Raw genomic sequence first — 20,033 nt, forward strand, 5'->3', positions numbered from 1 at the left:
ACGGTGATTTTCTTGGACAGGTCGCCCTTCGCCACGGCGGTGGTCACTTCGGCGATGTTACGCACCTGGCCGGTCAGATTGGCGGCCATCAGGTTGACGTTGTCGGTGAGGTCCTTCCAGGTGCCGGCGACGCCGCGCACGCGAGCCTGACCGCCGAGCTTGCCTTCCGTACCGACTTCACGGGCCACGCGGGTCACTTCGGATGCGAACGAGCCGAGCTGGCCCATCATGGTGTTCACCGTGCGGCCGATGCGCAGGAATTCACCGCGCAAGGGGCGGCCGTCGATTTCCAGTTGCATGGTCTGTGACAGGTCACCACGCGCCACACCGCCGATCACACGTGCTACTTCGACGGTCGGCTGCACCAGATCACCGATCAGTGTGTTCACGGAGGACACGCAGGAATGCCAGCCGCCGGTGGCGCCAGGCAGATCGCCGCGCTGACTGATCTTGCCATCCTTGCCGACCACGGTGCCAAGCCGTTCGAACTCACTGGCCATCATCGAGTTCATCTGCACGACATCATTGAAGGCAGCGGCGATCTCGCCGTCGATCCCGGTCAGATCCTCGGCCAGCCGGACCGAGAAGTCGCCGCGCCGGAAAGCACGCAGGGCGCCGAGCAGTTCGCGGGATTGCAGAGTGGAGATGGTTGCTACCTGAGCCATGGTCATGTCATCCGGGTGGGAACTGGATTGTCAAAAGGGGAAAATCGGTTGATGTCGGCGGGCAAAAAGCGGATGGTGGCGGCCTGAAGCGCGGGGCCATGAGGCCAGCGCGAGAAGGCAAGCGCGATGTCACCTGCTAAAATTCTGTTCGTCGAGGACGAGATGCTGTTGCGCATGGCGATCGTCCCAGACCTCGAAGAGGCCGGGTATCTGGTTGAGGAAGCGTCGAACGGGAAGCAGGCGCTGGAGTTGTTCCGCGCGCGGCCGGGCGACTTCGCCTGCGCTATCGTCGATATCGGATTGCCGGATGTGAAGGGCGATACGCTGGTCGCCGCCTTCCGCGAACTGGTGCCGAATTTCCGTTTCATCCTGGCCACGGGGTACGGCGGCGCCGATCTGCAGAAAGCCTTCGGCAGCGATCCGGCTGTGCGGGTGATGGGAAAGCCGTATTTCGTTGAAGAACTGGTCGCGGCCCTGGCTGGACTCGGACTCGCGGCCGGCGTTAATGGCCGGCCGGATGCGACGGCTGCATCGAGATAAGAGGGCTGGGAAGAATCGCTGTGGCCTGCTGCCTCGCCATGCGATGCGCAGCCTGTCGGCATAGTTTCTGCGGCCGGATATGACATCCAACCCGATCCCCCAATCCCACGTTAAAGCCCCAAACGAGGCGGAGCGGGAAGGGTTCCCGGAAAACCGCATAAAAATGCCAAATTGCGGATTCCCGCCTGAATCCGCCCGCGCAGCGACCAGACAGGGTTGTGCGGCGCAATCAAAGATTACATTGGAAGCGGCATTGTTCCCGTGATTACAGGCGCTTAGGCCGTAGGCAGAGCATCCCGCAGCACACGTTTGAGCAGCTTCCCGTTGGCGTTCCTCGGCAGGGGTTCGTCCAGCAGGGTGAAGGTCTCGGGCACCTTGTAGTCGGCGAGACGGCTGGCGCAGAAATCCTTCAACTGGGCATCGGTCAGCGCCGGGTCCTTGCGGGCGACGAAGGCATGCACGCGTTCGCCCAGCACCGGGCAGGGCCTGGCGATGATGGCACTTTCCAGCACGCCGGGATGGTGGCTCAGCACATTCTCGACCTCGACGGAAAACACCTTGTAGCCGCCGCGGTTGATCATGTCCTTCACGCGGTCGAAGACACGCACGAAGCCATCGGCATCGATCGAGCCGATATCGCCTGAATGCCAGAAGCCGGCAGTGAAGTTCTGCTTTGTCGCTTCCGGGTTCTCCCAGTAGCCCGGCACCACCATGGGCCCGCGAATCCAGATTTCGCCGGTCTCGCCGGCAGGCACCGCGCGGCCTTCGGCATCCACCACGATCACCTCGGCGCAGGGCGCTTCGAGGCCGACGCTGTCTGAATGGTCCGCACTCATCGCTGGCGGCATGATGGTGGTGGGCGAGGTGGTCTCGGTGGCGCCGTAAGCGTTCATCAGGCCGAGCTGCGGCAGCTTCTGCGCCAGAGCCGCGATGGTGGCCTGTGGCATCGGCGCGCCGCCATAGCCGCCGACGCGCCAGCTCGACAGATCGTGCTGGTCGAAGTCGGGTTGCAGCAGGCAAAGATTGTACATCGTCGGCACCATGATGGTGTGGGTCAGTTTTTCTTTTGCAGCGAGTGGCAGGAAGTCGCGTGCCTTGAATTCCGACACCATGATCACTGCGCCACCGCCCTGCCAGGCCGTCACGATGATCGCAATCAGTCCGGTGACATGACTGGCCGGTACTGCCAGCAGCGAGCGGTCGGTCGGTGTGAGCGCCATGCAATACTGAAAATGCAGCGCCGAATGCACCACGTTTATATGGGCCAGCATGGCGCCTTTCGGCCGCCCGGTGGTGCCTGAGGTGTAAAGGATGACAGCGGTGTCTTCCTCAGCAGGCGAGGGCATGTCTGAGGCCTTGCCATGTTGGCGCAGCGTCTCGAAAGACTGTGAGCCCTGTGCCGCGCCGCCGACGGCATAGCGTTGCCGCAGCTTGGGGAGCTCTGCTGCCGTGGGCAGGCGGTCGGCCAGATCGGCCTCATGCACCAGTACTGACGCGCCGGCATGATCAAGAATGTAGGCGATTTCCGGCGTCTGGAGTCGCGTGCCGAGCGGCACGCAGATCGCGCCGAGCTGCAGCGTGGCCAGTAAGGTCGTGACGAATTCCACGCGATTGCCCAGCAACATGCCGACGCGGTCGCCGGGCCGGATGCCGGCCTTGGCTAAACCTGCGGCAACGATCCGCGATTCGTCTGCGAGCTGGCGGTAGGTCAGCCGGATATCGCCGGCCACCAGCGCCTCGTTATCAGGATACTGCTGCACTGTACGGGCGAAGATATCGTAGCTATGAGCGGCGCGGTCGACGAAACAGCGCGTCACGCGGTCGCCGAAATGCGCTTCGTTGCGAATGGCAATGGAGGGGGCAAGCTGCCAGGCCATGTTTAAGCTGCCTTATGTGCCGCTGCGTTGGCGCCGCGCTCGATGACATATTCGCGGTCGAACAGCGATTGCGTGTGGTTGAGCTCAGACTGGGCGATCAGCACGGAGAGGTCCGTGCCGCGCAGGCCGGCGATCACATCCGACAGCCGTTCCGATAGCGCCGGAGCCACACCCTCGAAAGGTTCGTCCAGCAGCAGCAGCTTCGTGCCAACGGTCAAGGCGCGGGCCAGCGCCACCAGTTTTTGCTGGCCGCCGCTGAGCAGCAGGGCGCGGCGGTCTTTCATCTCGGCCAGTTCGGGCAGCACGCCGTATACGAAATCCAGTCGTTCGGCTTTCTTCAGCGTCTTCGAAACCCAGACCGGCAGGAGGATATTCTCCTCCACGGTGAGATCGGGGATCAGCCGGCGGTCTTCCGGCATATAGCCGATGCCCAGCGCGGCGCGGGCATGGCGCTCCTGCTTCTTCAGGCTGGCGCCATTGAACCGGATATCGCCGCCATCGACGGGAAGGTGCCCCATGATGCTGCGCAGCAGGGTGGTCTTGCCGGCGCCGTTGCGGCCGATCAGGCCGATCATCTGGCTGGCCGCCATGTCGAGTGAAAAACCGCGCAACACGCCGATGGCTTGGATCGAAACCTGCAGGTTTTCAATCGAAAGAAGCGGGGATTGGGTCATTTTGCATTCCCCGTCACATAGCGGCGTACATCGGGATCGACCAGGACCTCGGCCGGCACACCATCGGCGATGATGCGGCCGCTGTAGAAGGCGACCACGCGGCTGGCATAGGCCGAGACGATGTCCATGTCGTGCTCCACGAACAGCGTTGTCAGTTGGTTGCCGTCCATGGCGCGCAGTACCGTGTCCATCATACTGAATTTCTCATCCACACTGACGCCGCTGGTCGGTTCGTCCAGCAGGATCAGGCGGGGATCGCGGCAGAGCGCCATGGCGATATCCAGCAGCTTGCGCACGCCGCCGGGCAGTTCGGATACCGGCCGTTCGGCATGGCCGGCGAGGCCGAAGCGCTCCAGCATATTGATGGCCTCGTCGCAGAGGTAGGCATCGTAAGCGCCGCGCCAGAAGGACAGCGCGCCTTTTCGCGCCACGGTCAGTGCCACCAGGATATTCTCGGCGGCGCTGAGTTCGAGGCAGAGCTGTGGAATCTGGAACGAGCGGCAGACGCCGCGCTGGGCGATCTGGCGCGGGCCGAGGCCGGTGATCTCCTGGCCGTCCAGCTTGATGCTGCCACTGCTGGGCTTGATATAGCCGGTGACCATGTTGACGAAGGTGGTCTTGCCGGCGCCATTGCTGCCGATCAGGCAGACGCGCTGCCCGGCGGGTATGGCCAGAGACAGATTTTCGGCCGCCACCAGCGCACCGAAGGTCTTACCGAGGTTTTCGGCCTGCAGAACATACTGGCTCATTCCGCGGCCTCCGTGGCATTGCGGCGGGCCGCCGCCTGCGCCTTCTCGGCAGCCCGGTGCGGCAGCCGTTCTGGTCGGGCCCAGAGCGAACCGACACCCTTGGGCAGGAACAGGATGATCAGCAAGAGGAAGAGACCGAGCGCCAGTTGCCAGGTGTCGGGGAAATATTTGTTGGAAAAGGATCGCACCAGTTCCAGCAGCAGCGAGGCGAGGAACACCGCCGGTGCGCTGGCATGGCCGGCGAGGATCGCCATGAAGACGAATTCGCCCGAGGTGGTCCAGTAGGAGAAGTTCGGGTCGATATGGCCGAGCGCGATCACAGTCAGCGCGCCACCGGTGCCGCCGAGCGCCGCCGCGATGATGAAGTTGACCGCCATGGCACTGCGCACCGAGGTGCCGAGATATTCCACCCGCAATTCGTTGTCACGGATCGCCAGCGACAGCAGCCCGCGGCTCGAGCGGCAGTAGATGGTGACCAGGAAGGTCAGGATGGTGGCCACGGTGGCGCTGAGCGCGAAGAAGATGTAGTCGGCATTGGTCTCGTTGACCGTCAGGCCGAGCAAACTGGGGCGGGGCAGGTTGAAGCCATCCGACCCGCCGACACTGGAGGATTTGACCAGCACGCCATAGAGCACCATCGACAGTGCCAGCGTCAGCATGGCGAAGAAGATGCTGCGATAGCGCGCCAGCAGCGGTCCGGCGATGGCGCCGGCCAGCGCCGAGACCAGGCTCCCCAGCACGACCAAGGCCAGCGCATCGGTGACGCCGTAGCGCGTATAGGCCAGTCCGGCGACATAGCCGCCGATGGCAAAGACCAGGCCCTGGCCGAAGGAGACCACGCCGCCGCGCATCATCACGATCAGGCCCAGGCCGACTACGCCATGGCTGGCAGCCATGGTGAGCAGGAACAGCAGCCAGTTGGGCAGCACGATGCCGGCCAGCAGAAGAACCGCCAGTCCGGCGGCATACAGAAGAGTGGATTGCAGGGTGCGCGACATGGGTTCAGATCCTGCGGGCGACAACACGTTGGAACAGGCCTTCGGGGCGGAAGATCAGCACGGCGGCCATCACCATGTAGATGCTGAACAGTTCGGCGGCCGGCCACATATGCACGGCGGCCGAACGGGCGAGGCCGACGATCAGCGCGCCGATGGCGGCGCCGCCGATGCTGCCCAGGCCGCCGATGATGACCACGGCGAAGCTGACGATGATGACGCCGACGCTGATGCCCGGCTGCACCGAGATCATCGGCGCGGTGAAGGCGCCGCCGAGCGCTGCGAGGAAGACACCGAAGCTGAAGGCTCCGAGATAGACCCGGCTGATGTTGATGCCCATGCTGGCGGCAATTTCATCGTTGTGGATGACGGCCAGCACGATCTTGCCCAGCACGGTGCGGTTCAGGCCGTACCAGACGCCGATGCCGCAGATCAGCGCGACCGCCACGATGGCGAGGTCGTAGCCGACATAGAAAAGGCTGCCGAGGCTGACATCGCCAAACAGGCTGTAGGGCTCGGTGACGTAATAGGGGTTGACGCCCCAGATCAGCTTGGCGACGTCCTCCAGGATCAGGAACAGCGCATAGGTGACCAGCACCAGCAGCACCTCGTCACGGCCATAGAAGCGGCGCAGCAGCAGGCGCTCGAGCAGCGGCCCGACGATGATGGCGACCGCCACGGCGGCCAGCAGCAGCGCGACCAGCGAAAAGGCCGGCGCGTATTTCTGCGCAGCAAACAGCCCCACGATGCTGGCGGCGGCGTAGGCGCCGATGGCGTAGAAGCTGCCATGGGCGATGTTGAGAATTTTCAGTACGCCGAAAATCAGCGTCAGGCCGAGGGCGACGATGAACAGCCATGAGGCATAGATCGCACCGTCGATCACGATGGTAAGCAGCAGGTCCATGGAACGTCCTGTCGGTCGATGACGGCCGGCAGCGGGTTGAACCGCTGCCGGCCTGCACCGGTTGGGTTAGGTCAGTTGCACTTGGCGCCCTGCATGCCGCCCTTGAGCCAGTCCTGGCCCTTCACGCCGGGCGGCGGATTGACGCATTCGGCCGGGAAGCGCTGGATGTCGACCAGTTCCATCGACTTGGTCGAAGCATTCCACTTGGTCTTGCCGATGGCGATGTCCTGGATCGCCTGATGGCCATTGCCATTCGCCATGCGGATGCGGCCGCCGGGCGAGTCCCATTCATGGTTGGTGAGCGCGGCGGCGATTTCCTCGGTGGTCGGCTTCTTGCCGCCATTCTTGTCCATCGCCTTCTCGATGGCGCTCTTCACGCCAAGGATCGACTGCACCATGCGATAGGGCGCCTGCACCGGATAGACCTTGTATTCGGCCTGATAGATCTTCCAGAACCAGTCGTTCAGCGCCGATTTCGGCGCCATCAGGCCATAGGCGCCGCGGGCGCCGATGATTGCGCCTTCCGGCATCTTGTCGCCCAGCGGCGGGATGGCGTGATCGGCCGCAGAAAGCACCACGGTCGCCTTCTTGAACAGGCCGCGCGGCGCGCTCTGCAGGATGAAGGCCTGCAGGTCACCGCCCCAGAGCGAGGAATGCACGACATTCGAGGTCGTGCGCATCAGCGCCGAGACCTCGGTGCCATACTGGCCGGCGCCGAAAGCCGGCAGCAAATCGGCCTCCATCTTGGCGTCAGGATAGATGGTCGCCAGTGCACCGATAAAATCGGAACGCGAATCATGGCCCCAGGCGTAGTCCTGGTTGATCAGGCTGAACTTGTCGATCTTGGCGTTGCTGTTCTTCAGGTAGCGGGCCAGCGCCACGTTATCCATGGTGCCGGTGGCGGCCGTGCGGAACACGTATTCGTATTTCGCATCCTCGAAGATGCGCGGCGTGCCGCAATCGTAGAGCACCAGCAGGCGCTTCAATTCCTCGGCCGCCGGCGCGACGGCCAGGCAGTCGCCCGAGCCGACATAGCCGATCACCAGGTCGACATTGTCGCGCTGATAGAGGTTGCGCAACTCCTGCACTTGCTTGGTGGCGCCGCCATTCTCGTCGATGACAACAGGTTCGATCTTCAGGCCGCCGAAGCCGACCTTGTTATACGGCGCCGGAGCCGCGCCTTTGTTGAGCTCATCGATCAGCACCTTGCCGCCGTTCCAGGCCGGCACGCCAAAGCTTTCGGCGGCCTGGCCGGACAGGAAGGTGACAATGCCGATCTTGAAGGTCTGCTGCGCCTGCGCGGCACCGGCGGCAAACAGTCCGGCGGCCAGTATGGCGCCGGCGGTCATTACGCGTCTGGACGTACCCTTGGTCATGATGGTTTCCTCCTGATTGGATTTTATTGTTCTGACAAAGGCAATATGTGGCGACGACTGCTACTGCGTGGGCGCCTCCCCGCTACGCGCATGCTCCGTCCATGCAACAGGAGCATCCATGTCCAGTCCGGCCAGCTCGTAGCCGCGACGGAAGTCGATCATCTGCTTGTGCATCCACAGCTCGGCCTCGTCGGCGTCATGGCGGCGGATGGCTTCCAGAATCTTGCGGTGGCCCACCACATTGCGGTGCCCGGCCTGGGGTAGGTAGGGCAGCAGGGCGTTCAGTGTCGGGTAGAACAGCAGACCGACGGCTTCGCGCGACAGCTCCAACACGCGGTTGCCGGAAATCCGCGCCACCATGGCGTGGAATTCGGTGTCGAGCTGTGTGAAGGGCTGGTTGGCGGCGACAGCGTTTTCCGTCGCGACCACATTCTCTTCCAGAGCCGCGATATCGGTTTCATTCGCCATGGTGGCGGCATATCGGGCCGCTTTCGGCTCCAGCAGCACGGCAACGTCCCATAATTCGCGGAAGCTCACGCGCTGCAGCGCCAAGGCGCGGGAGGCGCGCGGCGCAAGGTCGTTATAACCCGGGAGTGAGACAAAGAGCCGCCGTCCGGCGGCGCGCTGCAGATAGCCTTCCTGCTCGAGCTGGCGGATGCCTTCGCGCACGGTGGCGCGGTTGATGCCGAACTGCGCGGCGAGGTCGGGTTCGCTGGGCAGACGGTCGCCGGGCCGCAGCCGGCCCTCGAGAATATGCTGCTCGATGGTGCGCGAGACCATTTTGTAGGCCGGCATAATGTCCAGCTTGGTGAAAGTCACACTCTGCCTGCCCAATTGTCCAACAACCGAACGATGGGTGTTGGAGGCAAAGCGAGTCAAGCGGAGTCATGCGTGCTGCATTGCGAGACTCTACTCGCAACTGCACTGTGGATAACTGCTGCGCGCATGATGCAGATAATATGGCGCGGCTGAAGGGAAACGCCGTTACTTCGACCTCAGATGCCGCGGATCATGCCGCCATCGACGCGCAGCTTGGTGCCAGTGATATAGCTGGCGCGTGCGCTGGCTATGAAGGCAACGGCATCGGCGAATTCCTCTGGTCGGCCATAACGGCCCGCCGGAATCGTCGCCTGTGAAGCTTTGGCGATGTCGTCACGGCTTTTGCCCTGTCGCGTCGCCGCAGCCTGATCGAGCTGATCGACGCGGTCGGTATGGATGCGGCCGGGCAGCACCATGTTGACGGTGACGCCTTTGGCGGCCACTTCGGCTGCCAGTGTCTTCGACCAGCCCAGAATGGCCATGCGCAGGCCATTGGACAGCGCCAGATTGGCGATCGGCTGCTCGATGCCCGACGATGCGATGGTGATGACGCGGCCCCAGCCGCGCTCCAGCATGACTGGCAGCAGCCTGCCGGTCAGGTGGAAGATATGGCCGGCCATTGCGGCGAACTGTGTTTGCCACAGTTCAAGCGGTATATCAGCCGCAGCACCCGGCGGCGGTCCACCGCTGTTGTTGACCAGGATGTCGACGCCGCCGTTCTTGAGCATGGCATCGGCCAGTGCGTCGACCGACGTACGGTCACCAAGATCGAGCGGGTGCGCACTCAGGCGCGCAGCCACATCCGGCGTTTCCCTGGCGATCCAGGCTTTGGTGTCGTCGATGCTGCGCGCAGCCGCCACGACAGTAGCGCCTTCGCGGGCGAGGCAGCGGGCAACGGCGCCACCGAGGCCCCTGCTGGCGCCCAGCACCAGGGCGCGCTTGCCGGTGAGTCCCAGATCCATCAGCCGATCTCCTTCAGACGCTTGTCCTGGCGCGCGATCATGCCCTCGATCTCAGCGACCTCAACAGGGCTCAGCTTCGGGCCGGGTTTGCGCAGGCTCGCCGAGGCAATCACGCCGCGCTTCTGAAGCACATATTTACGGATCGCCAGCCCGGGCCCGGGCTGCTGCTCGTAGCGGGCGAGCGGCAGATAGGCGTCGAAGATGTCGCGGGCGCGACCGGGCTTGCCCTCCTGATAGGCTTTGACCACCTGGACCATCATTTCCGGGAAGGCGAAGCCGGTCATGGCGCCATCGGCGCCGCGCTCCATCTCCTCGGGCAGGAACAGGCCACCATTGCCGACCAGGATGCTCACCCGGCGCAAGTCCTTCATGGCGCGCAGCGCGCTCAGCTTGGCCAGGCCCGGCCAGTCTTCATGCTTCAGCATGACGCAGGAGGGCAGCGCCTTGATGATGCGGGCGATTACCGCCGGCGCCATATGCACGTTGGTTGTCTGTGGAAAGTCCTGCACCACGAAGGGCACGGCGCTGCCGATGGCTTCCACGGCATTCTCGTAATAGGTGACGATCTGGTCGTCGGTCTTGAGCATGCCGGGCGGCGCGATCATCACGCCGGCAGCGCCGTCGTCCATCACGGCCTTGGTCAGCTCGGCCATGGAGGCGAAGCCGGGGCTGGAGGCGCCCACCACCACCGGCACCTTCCCGTTCAGGCGCTTGAGCACGCGCTGCACGAAACTGCGTGATTCAGCCAATGTCAGCTTGGGGGCTTCGCCCATCATGCCGAGCAGGGTGAAACCGGTGACGCCCTGGTCCATGTAGAAATCGACCATGCGGTCGGTGCTATCCAGGTCGAGCGCCCCGTTGTCGGTGAAAGGGGTGACCGAGATGATGTAGACGCCCTTGGCGGTTTCGTCGAGTTTAGCCATTGAGAGACCTCATAAGCAGCGAGCGGTTATGATTGGAGCAGTTTGCCCGGATTGAGAATGCGGTTGCTGTCGAACAGGGATTTCAAGTCGTGCATCATCTGCATGGCCACGGCGGGCTTGTAGCGCGGCAGCTCGTCGCGACGCAGCTGGCCGACGCCATGTTCGGCACTGATGCTGCCGCGATAGCGGTTGACCAGATCATGCACCACCGCGTTCAGCCGCCCGGTGAGGGCATAGAAAGCGTCATCCGTCATATGGGCGGCGCGCTGCAGGTTGTAATGCAGGTTGCCGTCGCCCAGATGGCCGAAGACCAGGAAGCTGAGGCCGGGGATGGCGGCCTCGATGGCGGCTTCGCAGTCGCGCATGAAGGCCGTGAGCTGGCCGATGGGGAGGGCAATGTCATGCTTGATGGTCTTGCCAGCACGGACCTGTGCCTCCGAGATGCCTTCACGCAGGCGCCACAGCGCCTTGGCCTGTTCGCCGCTCTGGGCGATCACGGCATCGTCGGCCTCCTGTGCGGCGATGGCATCGGCCAGGATGCTCTCCAGCAGAGTGGCCATGTCGGCATCCGTGTCGGTATCGCTGAGCTCGGCCAGCACGATGGCCGGCGGGAGCGGGGCAAAGGGCGCTACGGTGCCGGCCACGTGCCGCAGCACCAGTTCCAGGCAATTGCGGGTCATGAACTCGAAGGCGGTGAGGCGGTCGCCGGCGCGGCCATGCAGGCGCGACAATAGCTTCAGCGCCGCATCCTGATCGGGGAGCGCGACCATGGCGGTGGTGCGCACGACTGGGGCGGCATGCAGCTTCAGCACGGCGGCCGTGATCACGCCCAGCGTGCCTTCAGATCCGATGAACAGGTCGCGCAGGTCGTAGCCGGTATTATCCTTGCGCAATGCCCGCAGGCCGTCCCAGATGCGGCCATCGGCCAGCACGACCTCCAGGCCCAGCGCCAGTTCACGGGTGTTGCCATAGCGCAGCACGGCGATGCCGCCGGCATTGGTGGCCAGGTTGCCGCCTATGGTGCAGCTCCCCTCGGCGCCCAGGCTCAAGGGGAAGAAACGCCCGGCCTCGCGTGCCGCTGCCTGGACGGTGGCGAGGATGCAGCCGGCCTCGACAGTGATCGTGTTGCCGACGGGATCGATCTCGCGGATCGCATTCAGGCGGCCGAGGCTGAGGATCACCTGCCGGCCGCTGTCATCGGGTGTGGCGCCGCCGGCCATGCCGGTATTGCCGCCTTGCGGGATCACGGAGACGCGCGCCTCGTTGCAGCAGCGCAGCACGGCGGCGACTTCCGCCGTATTGGCCGGCCGTACCACGGCCAGCGCGCGGCCACGATATTTCTTCATCCAGTCGACCACATAGGCTTCCTGGGTCGAGGCTTCGGTCAGCACATGGGGCGCACCGACAATGCCGGCCAGCTGGTCGAGCAAAGCCGTGCCGCTCATTTGCGCTTCGCCTGCCATTCGGCCACGCTCATGCGCGGAATCTCGAACCGGTCGCGGGTGCGGGTGTACCAGCCAGCGCCATGCATGCGGCCGACCAGGTCGAGGGCGTCGGCATCGACATGCAGCTTGTCGTCGATGGCGGCGTCGGCGATGTGCAGATGCAGGATCTCGCCGGTCACCAGGCTGCGATTAAAAGGCAAGGCCTGGGTACTGAAGAGCCGGCATTCGAAACTGACGGGCGATTCCGCGATGCCTGGCGTCGCGATCTGCTTCGATGCCCGCGGGGTGAAGCCGGCGGCCTCGAACTCGCTCATGCCTTCGGGGAAATCGATGGCGGTGGCGACCATGGCTTCGGCAATCGCATGGCTGACCAGGTTCACCACGAATTCGCCGCGTTCGATAATGTTGCGCGCCGTATCCTTGTGCGGCTTGCCGTCTTCGCGCTTGCTGCCTTCGATGCCGATCACCAGCAGCGGCGGTGCATTGCTGAACACGTTGAAGAAACTGAACGGCGCGGCATTGGTGCCGCCATCGGCATTCAGAGTCGAGACCAGCGCGATCGGGCGCGGCATCACCGTGCTGACCAGCAGCTTGTAGATGCGGTCGGGCGAGAGGTCGGCGGCGGCGATATCCATGCCGGTTACCAGCCCAGGCGCACGCGGCCCAGCGCCATTGTGGCAGCGGCCTGGGTCGGCTCGATCACCGGGAGGCCAAGCGCATCCTGCAACGGTTCGCGGAACACCGCCATGCCGGCGCAGCCCATGACAATGGTGTTGGCCTGCCGTTCGTCGCGGAGGCGTTTGCCGGTTTCGATCATGCGCTTCAGCGTGCGGTCGCGCTCGGCCAGTTCGGCCACGGTCAGGCCGATGGCAAGTTCACCGGCGAGCCGGTCGGTCACGCCCATGGCGCCCCACAGCCGCAGGTGACGCGGGATCGAACCGTCGAGGATGGCGATGACGCCAAAGCTGTGCCCCATGGTCAGCGCGGTCAGCACGCCGCATTCGGCGATACCCAGCACCGGCTTCTTCACGGCTTCACGCACCACATGCAGACCGGGATCGCTGAAGCAGGCGATGACGAAGGCGCTGGCTTCGGCTTCCAGCGATTGTGCGAGTTTCGCCAACGGCAGGGTGACAGATTCGACGTCGCGCTGGGTCTGGATGCCGGGCGGGCCTTCTTTCAGCGTCAGGGTGCGGATGGCTGGGCCGCCAGCAATGCGCAGCGGCTCCATCGCCGCATCGATACCGGCGGTGACTGTTTCGTTCGAGTTCGGATTGATGACGATGATGCTGGATGTCATGGCCTTGCCCCGCAGAAGTCGGAAGACAGTCTATGCCGGTCTGCGGCTCCTGTGGGTGGCATGGTCCTTGCGTATTTGTCGGCTGCCCTTAACGCGATGTTATGGGCGGGGCTGATTTTGGTGCATCATGCGATGACCATAAGAAAAATCGGGCCGGGGAGGCCGCCATGTCCTTGAATCTTCGACAGATCGAAGTGTTTCGCGCCGTGATGAGCACAGGCTCGATCAGCGGGGCCTCGAAAGTCCTGCATGTCTCGCAGCCAGCCGTCAGCCGCCTGCTGTCTTATACCGAGACGCGGGTGGGTTTTCCGCTGTTCGAGCGGATCAAGGGCCGGCTTTATGCAACCCCTGAGGCGAAACGCCTGTTCCGCGAGGTCGATCATGTCTACCACGGCGTGCAGCGGGTCAACGAAGTCGCGCATTCCCTGGCTGAACGGCGCCAGGGCGTGCTGCACATCGTGTCGAGCCCAAGTATCGGCCATGTGCTGATTCCACAGGCAATCGCCACGCTCTGCGGGCAATACACCGATGCCAAGGTCACCTTCAATTTCCTCAATTATGCGCCGCTGCAGGACCGCCTGCTGAACCACCAGGCCGATATCGGCGTGATCAGCACGCCGATCGATCATCCCAATCTGGAGACCAAGGCGCTGGGCCAGAGCCGGGTCTGCTGCGTCTGCCCCGAGAACCATCCGCTGGCGCAGAAAACCGAGCTGACTTTGGCTGATCTGCAGGTCTATCCGCTGATCGGCTACGATCCGGAGACGCCCTATGGTCGCATGGTGGCGCAGATGTTCCATCGCGCCGGACTGCCGCTCAAGGTCACCATCGAAGTCGGTTCGCCGCAAAGCGCCTGTGCGCTGGCGACAGCGGGCGCCGGCGTGGCGCTGGTGGACGAATTCTCGCTGCACAACTGGCCAAACGGTCATCTGGTGTCGCGGCCGGTGACGGATGCGCCGGTACTGATGGCCAACTTGGCATTCCTGCGGTTCGAACCGATGTCGCAACTTGCGCAGACCTTCGTGAAAATCCTGCGCAAGCTGATGGCTGTGAACGGCTTTTCCCTGCAGGACGAGGTACCGGAAGGAACGCTGCGGCATTGACGGCTGAACGCCAGTCGCGCCCCTTAACATCGTGTTAAGGGCGGATGACAAACCGGCATGCGACATTCTGGTGCTGCATTGCGAGAATTTCCCCGCCGACAGGCACTGAGTGCTGTTTTGTCCAGCTTTTAAGTGGGGCGCATGGGCGATTTCGATCTGGTGGTGCGCAACGGCCGCGTCGCCACCGCAAGCGACGTATTCGAAGCCGATGTTGCAGTGCGCGACGGCATCATCGCCGCCGTGGGAAAACGCCTCGGTCCGGGCAAGCGCGAGATTGATGCCGGTGGTCGCTGGGTTCTGCCCGGCGGCATCGACAGCCACTGCCATGTCGAGCAGCTGTCGGGCATGGGCGTCATGTGCGCCGACGATTTCTATTCGGCCACGGTCTCGGCCGCTTTCGGCGGCACCACCACCATCATTCCATTCGCCGCGCAGCATCGCGACATGAAGATTCCCGCGGTGGTGGCTGATTACAGCCGGCTGGCGCGCGAGAAGGCGGTGATCGATTACGGTTTCCATCTCATTCTCGCCAACCCCGACGATGCCGCGCTGAACACCGATCTGCCGCAGGCGATCCGCGATGGGATCACCTCGCTCAAGGTCTACATGACCTATGACAAGCTGCGGCTGGACGATCATCAGCTGCTCGACGTGCTGGCTGTGGCCGCGCGCGAGCAGGCGCTGGTCATGGTGCATGCCGAAAACCACGACATGATCCGCTGGCTGGCGCATCGCCTGCTGGAGCAGGGCCATACCGCGCCGAAATACCATGCCGTGGCGCATGACCCGATTGCCGAGAGCGAGGCGACCAACCGCGCCATCGCGCTGTCGCGCCTGCTGGGCGTGCCGCTGCTGATCGTGCATGTCTCCGGCCAGGAGGCGATTCACACCATCCGCAACGCCAAGGCGCGCGGCGCGGCGGTCTATGCCGAGACCTGCCCGCAATACCTGTTCCTGACGGCCGAAGACCTGGATCGCAACGGACTGGACGGCGCGATGTTCTGCTGTTCGCCGCCGCCGCGCGACAAGGAATCGCAGGAGGCGGTCTGGGCTGGCATGAAGGACGGCACGCTGCTGACGTATTCCTCCGATCATGCGCCGTATCGTTTCGATAAGAGCGGCAAGCTGCCCAAGGGCGACGCCACCACCTTCAAGGAAATGGCCAATGGCGTGCCGGGCCTTGAACTGCGCCTGCCGCTGCTGTTCTCCGAGGGTTTCATGGCCGGTCGCATCACCATCCAGGAATTCGTGGCGTTGACCGCCACCAATCATGCCGCGATGTACGGTCTTGCCGGTCGCAAGGGCGCCATCGCCGTTGGCGCCGATGCCGATATCGGCATCTGGAACCCGGGGCGGGAGGTCACGGTTACCGCGTCGATGCTGCACGACAATGTCGGCTACACGCCCTATGAAGGTCGCCAGCTGAAGGGCTGGCCGGAAATCGTCATCAGCCGTGGCCGTGTGGTGGTGGAGAACAACACGTTGAATGCCGAACGCGGTTCGGGTCGGTTCCTCAAGCGCAAACCCTCCGACATGCTGGCCAACCCGACCGGCATCTCGGCCGCCGTGGCGCGCCAGATGCTGCGCAGCCTGGTGGGCATGGGAGGTCCGGCATGAGCGGCCTGAAGCGTCCTTTTGGCCTTGCAGTCGCCCAGCTTGGCCCCATCCATTTGGCTGACAGCCGCGCCGCCGTGGTCAAGCGCCTGATCGCGCTGCTGCACGAGGCGGATAGTCGCGGCGCGAAATTCGTCGTCTTCCCCGAACTGGCGCTGACGACTTTTTTCCCGCGCTACTGGATGACCGAGGACGAGGCCGTCGAACGTTTCTTTGAGCGCAGCATGCCGGGGCCGGAAACCAGGCCGCTCTTCGACCTGGCGGCCGAGCTGAAGATCGGCTTCTATCTCGGCTATGCGGAGCTGACGCCGGATGGCCGCCGCTTCAACACCGCCATACTCACCGACGAGAATGCGAAGATCGTCGGCCGCTATCGCAAAATCCATCTGCCAGGCCATTCCGATCATAAGCCGCAGGCGCCGTTCCAGCATCTGGAGAAGAAGTTCTTCGAGGTCGGTAACGAAGGCTTCAAGGTCTGGACCACCCAGGGCGTGCGCATCGGCATGTGTATCTGTAACGACCGCCGCTGGGCTGAGACCTATCGCGTCATGGGGCTGCAGAGCGCCGAGATTGTGGCGCTGGGTTACAACACGCCGAGCTGGAACATCCACTGGAGCGAACCGCCACATCTGCGCATGTTTCATCACTTGCTGTCGCTGCAGGGCAATGCCTACCAGAACGGCCTCTGGGTCGCCGCCGCCGCCAAATGCGGTTCGGAGGACGGCTTCCATATGATCGGCGGCTCGGCCATCGTCGCGCCAACCGGCGAGATCGTGGCGCAGTCCCAGGGCGAGGCGGATGAACTGATTTTCGCCAATATCGATCTCGCGCTGGGCGAGACCTTCCGCGAGCACGTGTTCAATTTCGCCAAGCACCGGCGGCCGGAGCATTACGGTCTGATCGTCGAGCGCACTGGCGCTGGCGCGCCGCTGGGCCAGGCGCCCGACTGAGTTTTCGCTTCACGTTCCATCCATCTTCATAACAGGGGGTTGTCATGACATATGTAAAGCTGAACCTGGGTCTGGTGGCTGCAGCCACGCTGGCGCTGACGACCATGAGCCTGCCGGCCATGGCGCAGGTGCTGAAGACCGGCGTCGATGCCACCTTCGCCCCGCATGCGATGGTCAAGCTGGGCGGCGGCCTGCAGGGTTTCAACATCGAGCTAGGCGAGGAACTGGCCAAGCGTCTGGGCAAGAAGATCGAGATCGAGGGCACGGAATTCTCTGGCTTGGTGCCTGGCCTGAACGCCAAGAAATACGATTTCGTGCTGGCGCCGGTGACTGTGACGGCGGAACGCGCCAAGACGATGCTGTTCACTGAGGGCTATCTCAACACCGACTTCACCTTCGTGGAAAAGAAGTCGGCGCCCGGCATCAAGGCGCTGGAAGACCTGAAGGGCAAGACCATCGCAGTCAACAAGGGCTCGGCCTATGAGACCTGGACGCGCGATAACGCCGAGAAATACGGCTTCAAGTATGATGTGTATGGCAGCAATTCCGATGCCGTGCAGGCCGTGCAGGCCGGCCGTGCCGATGCCAATCTTGGCGGCAACACGGTGTCGGCTTGGGCTGCCAAGCAGAATCCCGAAGTGAAGACCAGCTATACCATCACCACCGGTCTGGTCTGGGGCCTGGCTTTCCGCGGCGATGACAAGGCTGGCCGCGATGCTGCCTCGATGGCGCTGAAATGCATGAAGAAGGACGGGTTCGTCGCCAAGACCGCCGAAAAGTGGTTCGGCTTCAAGCCGGGTCCGGATGCGGCGGCCGTGGTGATCGCGCCGGGCCATGGCGTGCCGGGCATGGATGGCTACGACGCCACACCTGTCACCCTGAAATGCTCGTAAGCCCTGCTGCAATTTAAAAGCTGTCAGAGGTTATGAGTCCTTCGCCGATCCTGGAGCTCGTAGGCCTGCATAAAGCCTACGGCTCCCTCGACGTGTTGCGCGGCATCGACCTGCGGGTCTGGCCGGGCGAGTTGGTTTGCGTCATCGGTCCCTCCGGTTCGGGCAAGAGCAGCATGCTGCGCTGCTGCAACCGGCTGGAGGAATCGACAAGTGGGCAGGTAGTGGTCGATGGCATCGACATCACCCGTCCTGAGGTCGATATCAACACGGTGCGCCAGCATATCGGCATGGTGTTCCAGCAGTTCAATCTCTATCCGCACCTCACCGCGCTGGGCAATGTGACGCTGGCTCTGCGCAAGGTGCAGGGAAAATCACGCAGCGAAGCCAATGATCTCGGGATGGCGGCGTTGGAGCGCGTCGGCCTCGCCGACAAGGCGCATGTGCATCCGGGCCAGCTATCTGGTGGCCAGCAGCAGCGCGTGGGCATCGCCCGCGCCGTGGTGCTGCAGCCCAAGCTGATGCTGTTCGACGAACCGACCAGCGCGTTGGACCCGGAAACCGTGGGCGAGGTGCTGAAAGTGATGCGGCAATTGCGCGAAGCCGGCATGACCATGTTGGTGGTGACCCACGAGATGGGTTTTGCCCGCGCCGCCGCCGACCGGGTCATCTTCATGGATGCCGGCGTGATCGTGGAACAGGGTGCGCCGGCCGATGTCTTCGGCGCGCCGCAGCATGACCGCACCAAGGCGTTTCTCGCGCGCTATACCGGCGGCAGCGAATAATGAATGGCCTTGACCGTTTCCTGCACACCTTTTTTAACGCCGATGTCGCGGCGCGCTACTGGCCGGATATCCTGGTCGGCATGGGCGTCACCGCCGGCGTCGGCATCGCGGTCTCGGTCACCGGGCTGGTCTTCGGCCTGGGGCTTGCCATCCTGCGCGCCATGCAGCGCCCGTGGCTGTCGCTGCCGATCATCGCTTTCGTCGACATCATGCGAGCGCTGCCGCCGCTGGTCATCATCATCATTTTCTTCTTCGCCTTTCCGCTGATCGGCCTGTCCATGTCGGCCTTCACCGCCACCTGGCTCGCGCTGTCGCTGGTGCTGGCGGCCTATGCCGAGGAATGCATCTGGGGTGGCATCCTCAGCCTCCCACGCGGCCAGTCGGAAGCGGCGCGGTCGACCGGTCTGACCTGGTGGCAGACCATGACCGACGTGATCCTGCCGCAGGCTTTCCGCGTGGCGGTGCCGCCGCTGACCAATCGTGTGATTGCGATCAGCAAGAATGTCGCGCTCGGTTCGGTGGTGGCGCTCAGCGAGGTGCTGAACAATGCTCATTCGGCCACCAGCAATGCCGGCAATCCGACGCCGCTGACCATGGCGGCGGGTGCCTATCTGGTGATCTTTATCCCGGTGATCCTGGGCGCGCGGCGCCTGGAGCGCCGCTGGCAGTGGCGGGTGTGACATGGACGCCCTCCTGCGCAACTTCTTCAATATCGAGATCTTCCAGCAGGTGCTGCCCTTCCTGCTGCAGGGTCTGCTGACCACTGTCGGCCTGTCATTGCTGGTGATCCCGCTTGGCTTGGTCGGCGGCCTGGCAGTGGCGCTGATCGCCACCCAGAGCGAAAGCCGCCTGGTGCGCATCCTCGTCGCCGTCTATGTCGATGTCTTCCGTGCCTTGCCGCCGCTGGTTCTGCTGATCTTCATCTATTTCGGCTTCCCCTTCCTCGGCATCGACATGCCAAAGCTGCTGGCGGTGGCGCTCGGTTTCCTGCTGAACAATTCCAGCTATTACGGCGAAATCTTCCGCGCCGGCCTGCTCAGTGTGCCGCAAGGCCAGATGGAGGCGGCGCGCTCCACCGGCCTGACGCGCCTGCAGGCCCTGATGCATGTCGTGGTGCCGCAGGCGGTGCGCAATGTGCTGCCCGACTTGATCGGCAACAGCATCGAAGTGGTGAAGCTGACCACGCTGGCCAGCGTGGTCGCGCTACCTGAATTGCTGCGGGTGGCGCGTGATGCCCAGTCGCTGCTCTACAATCCGTCGCCCATCGTGCTGGCGGCGCTGATCTACCTCGCCATCCTCTGGCCGCTGGTGCGCTGGCTTAGCCGACTCGAACACAAGAACATGATGTCTCGGTAAGCGTCGACCTGGATGGGCATCATCATCCACCAGATGTGTGTCCCTGGCTGTCCCGGAAACTCCACTACTAGCCATTGTAGGGTTGCATCCCCATAACCCGCCCGTA

The 20,033-nt window shown here is 63.7% G+C and carries 22 protein-coding genes; 8 read left to right on the forward strand and 14 right to left on the reverse strand.

Annotation, left to right across the window (positions count from 1 at the left end; translation table 11 throughout):
• Positions 1–665 (reverse strand): HAMP domain-containing protein (locus AC1RRT_RS12050; RefSeq protein WP_493014043.1); only part of this gene is annotated, 665 nt, incomplete at its 3' end.
• Between the two features lie 2 nt (positions 666–667).
• Entirely contained in the window at positions 668–841 is a 174-nt protein-coding gene (locus tag AC1RRT_RS12055) for a hypothetical protein (protein WP_493014044.1), read from the reverse strand.
• On the opposite strand from AC1RRT_RS12055, the gene AC1RRT_RS12060 reads away from it, so the two are divergent.
• Positions 828–1,205, forward strand: coding sequence for a response regulator (locus AC1RRT_RS12060; protein WP_493014045.1), 378 nt, complete (start codon positions 828–830; stop codon positions 1,203–1,205). The two genes, AC1RRT_RS12055 and AC1RRT_RS12060, sit on opposite strands and share 14 nt — an antisense overlap.
• Positions 1,206–1,480: 275 nt before the next feature.
• Here AC1RRT_RS12060 and AC1RRT_RS12065 read toward each other — a convergent pair whose 3' ends face one another.
• The 12 genes from AC1RRT_RS12065 to AC1RRT_RS12120 form a co-directional block, all read right to left on the reverse strand.
• A complete protein-coding gene (locus AC1RRT_RS12065) occupies positions 1,481–3,082 on the reverse strand; it encodes a class I adenylate-forming enzyme family protein (protein ID WP_493014046.1) in 1,602 nt (533 codons plus the stop codon).
• 2 nt (positions 3,083–3,084) lie between these two features.
• Positions 3,085–3,756 (reverse strand): ABC transporter ATP-binding protein, encoded by a 672-nt coding sequence (locus tag AC1RRT_RS12070; protein WP_493014047.1) that lies wholly within the window; start codon positions 3,754–3,756, stop codon positions 3,085–3,087.
• Positions 3,753–4,505, reverse strand: coding sequence for an ABC transporter ATP-binding protein (locus AC1RRT_RS12075; protein ID WP_493014048.1), 753 nt, complete (start codon positions 4,503–4,505; stop codon positions 3,753–3,755). Before AC1RRT_RS12075 ends, AC1RRT_RS12070 begins: the two co-directional genes overlap by 4 nt.
• Complete coding sequence (locus AC1RRT_RS12080) at positions 4,502–5,503, reverse strand: branched-chain amino acid ABC transporter permease (protein WP_493014049.1); 1,002 nt, start codon at positions 5,501–5,503, stop codon at positions 4,502–4,504. Before AC1RRT_RS12080 ends, AC1RRT_RS12075 begins: the two co-directional genes overlap by 4 nt.
• A gap of 4 nt (positions 5,504–5,507) precedes the next feature.
• Complete coding sequence (locus AC1RRT_RS12085; protein WP_493014050.1) at positions 5,508–6,404, reverse strand: branched-chain amino acid ABC transporter permease; 897 nt, start codon at positions 6,402–6,404, stop codon at positions 5,508–5,510.
• 71 nt (positions 6,405–6,475) lie between these two features.
• Positions 6,476–7,780, reverse strand: coding sequence for an ABC transporter substrate-binding protein (locus AC1RRT_RS12090; RefSeq protein WP_493014051.1), 1,305 nt, complete (start codon positions 7,778–7,780; stop codon positions 6,476–6,478).
• 60 nt (positions 7,781–7,840) lie between these two features.
• Positions 7,841–8,599 carry a FadR/GntR family transcriptional regulator gene (locus AC1RRT_RS12095; protein ID WP_493014052.1) on the reverse strand — a complete coding sequence of 253 codons (759 nt, stop codon included), beginning with the start codon at positions 8,597–8,599 and terminating at the stop codon, positions 7,841–7,843.
• 176 nt (positions 8,600–8,775) lie between these two features.
• Positions 8,776–9,561, reverse strand: a complete 786-nt coding sequence (locus AC1RRT_RS12100) for an SDR family oxidoreductase (protein WP_493014053.1) — start codon at positions 9,559–9,561, stop codon at positions 8,776–8,778.
• Positions 9,561–10,484 carry a dihydrodipicolinate synthase family protein gene (locus AC1RRT_RS12105; protein ID WP_493014054.1) on the reverse strand — a complete coding sequence of 308 codons (924 nt, stop codon included), beginning with the start codon at positions 10,482–10,484 and terminating at the stop codon, positions 9,561–9,563. Before AC1RRT_RS12105 ends, AC1RRT_RS12100 begins: the two co-directional genes overlap by 1 nt.
• A gap of 26 nt (positions 10,485–10,510) precedes the next feature.
• A complete protein-coding gene (locus AC1RRT_RS12110; RefSeq protein ID WP_493014055.1) occupies positions 10,511–11,929 on the reverse strand; it encodes an FAD-binding oxidoreductase in 1,419 nt (472 codons plus the stop codon).
• Positions 11,926–12,564, reverse strand: coding sequence for a flavin reductase family protein (locus AC1RRT_RS12115; protein WP_493014056.1), 639 nt, complete (start codon positions 12,562–12,564; stop codon positions 11,926–11,928). The genes AC1RRT_RS12110 and AC1RRT_RS12115 overlap by 4 nt, the downstream gene beginning before the upstream one ends.
• Positions 12,565–12,569: 5 nt before the next feature.
• The gene (locus AC1RRT_RS12120) at positions 12,570–13,229 is read right to left on the reverse strand and encodes an aspartate/glutamate racemase family protein (RefSeq protein WP_493014057.1); all 660 of its coding nucleotides are present in this window, start codon (positions 13,227–13,229) and stop codon (positions 12,570–12,572) included.
• A 167-nt stretch (positions 13,230–13,396) separates the two neighbouring features.
• On the opposite strand from AC1RRT_RS12120, the gene AC1RRT_RS12125 reads away from it, so the two are divergent.
• The 7 genes from AC1RRT_RS12125 to AC1RRT_RS12155 all read left to right on the forward strand — a co-directional run bounded on the left by AC1RRT_RS12125 (position 13,397) and on the right by AC1RRT_RS12155 (position 19,927).
• Positions 13,397–14,332 carry a LysR substrate-binding domain-containing protein gene (locus AC1RRT_RS12125; protein ID WP_493014058.1) on the forward strand — a complete coding sequence of 312 codons (936 nt, stop codon included), beginning with the start codon at positions 13,397–13,399 and terminating at the stop codon, positions 14,330–14,332.
• 141 nt (positions 14,333–14,473) lie between these two features.
• Positions 14,474–15,949, forward strand: a complete 1,476-nt coding sequence (gene hydA / locus AC1RRT_RS12130) for a dihydropyrimidinase (RefSeq protein WP_493014059.1) — start codon at positions 14,474–14,476, stop codon at positions 15,947–15,949.
• A complete protein-coding gene (locus AC1RRT_RS12135; RefSeq protein ID WP_493014060.1) occupies positions 15,946–16,896 on the forward strand; it encodes an N-carbamoyl-D-amino-acid hydrolase in 951 nt (316 codons plus the stop codon). The genes hydA and AC1RRT_RS12135 overlap by 4 nt, the downstream gene beginning before the upstream one ends.
• A gap of 44 nt (positions 16,897–16,940) precedes the next feature.
• Positions 16,941–17,789, forward strand: coding sequence for a transporter substrate-binding domain-containing protein (locus tag AC1RRT_RS12140; RefSeq protein ID WP_493014061.1), 849 nt, complete (start codon positions 16,941–16,943; stop codon positions 17,787–17,789).
• Between the two features lie 32 nt (positions 17,790–17,821).
• Positions 17,822–18,571 (forward strand): amino acid ABC transporter ATP-binding protein, encoded by a 750-nt coding sequence (locus AC1RRT_RS12145; protein WP_493014062.1) that lies wholly within the window; start codon positions 17,822–17,824, stop codon positions 18,569–18,571.
• On the forward strand, positions 18,571–19,251 hold the full coding sequence (locus AC1RRT_RS12150; RefSeq protein ID WP_493014063.1) for an amino acid ABC transporter permease: 681 nt from the start codon (positions 18,571–18,573) through the stop codon (positions 19,249–19,251). The genes AC1RRT_RS12145 and AC1RRT_RS12150 overlap by 1 nt, the downstream gene beginning before the upstream one ends.
• A gap of 1 nt (position 19,252) precedes the next feature.
• On the forward strand, positions 19,253–19,927 hold the full coding sequence (locus tag AC1RRT_RS12155) for an amino acid ABC transporter permease (RefSeq protein WP_493014064.1): 675 nt from the start codon (positions 19,253–19,255) through the stop codon (positions 19,925–19,927).
• Positions 19,928–20,033 lie beyond the last annotated feature (106 nt).

This window comes from Ferrovibrio sp. GW821-FHT12B10 (assembly GCF_058807515.1).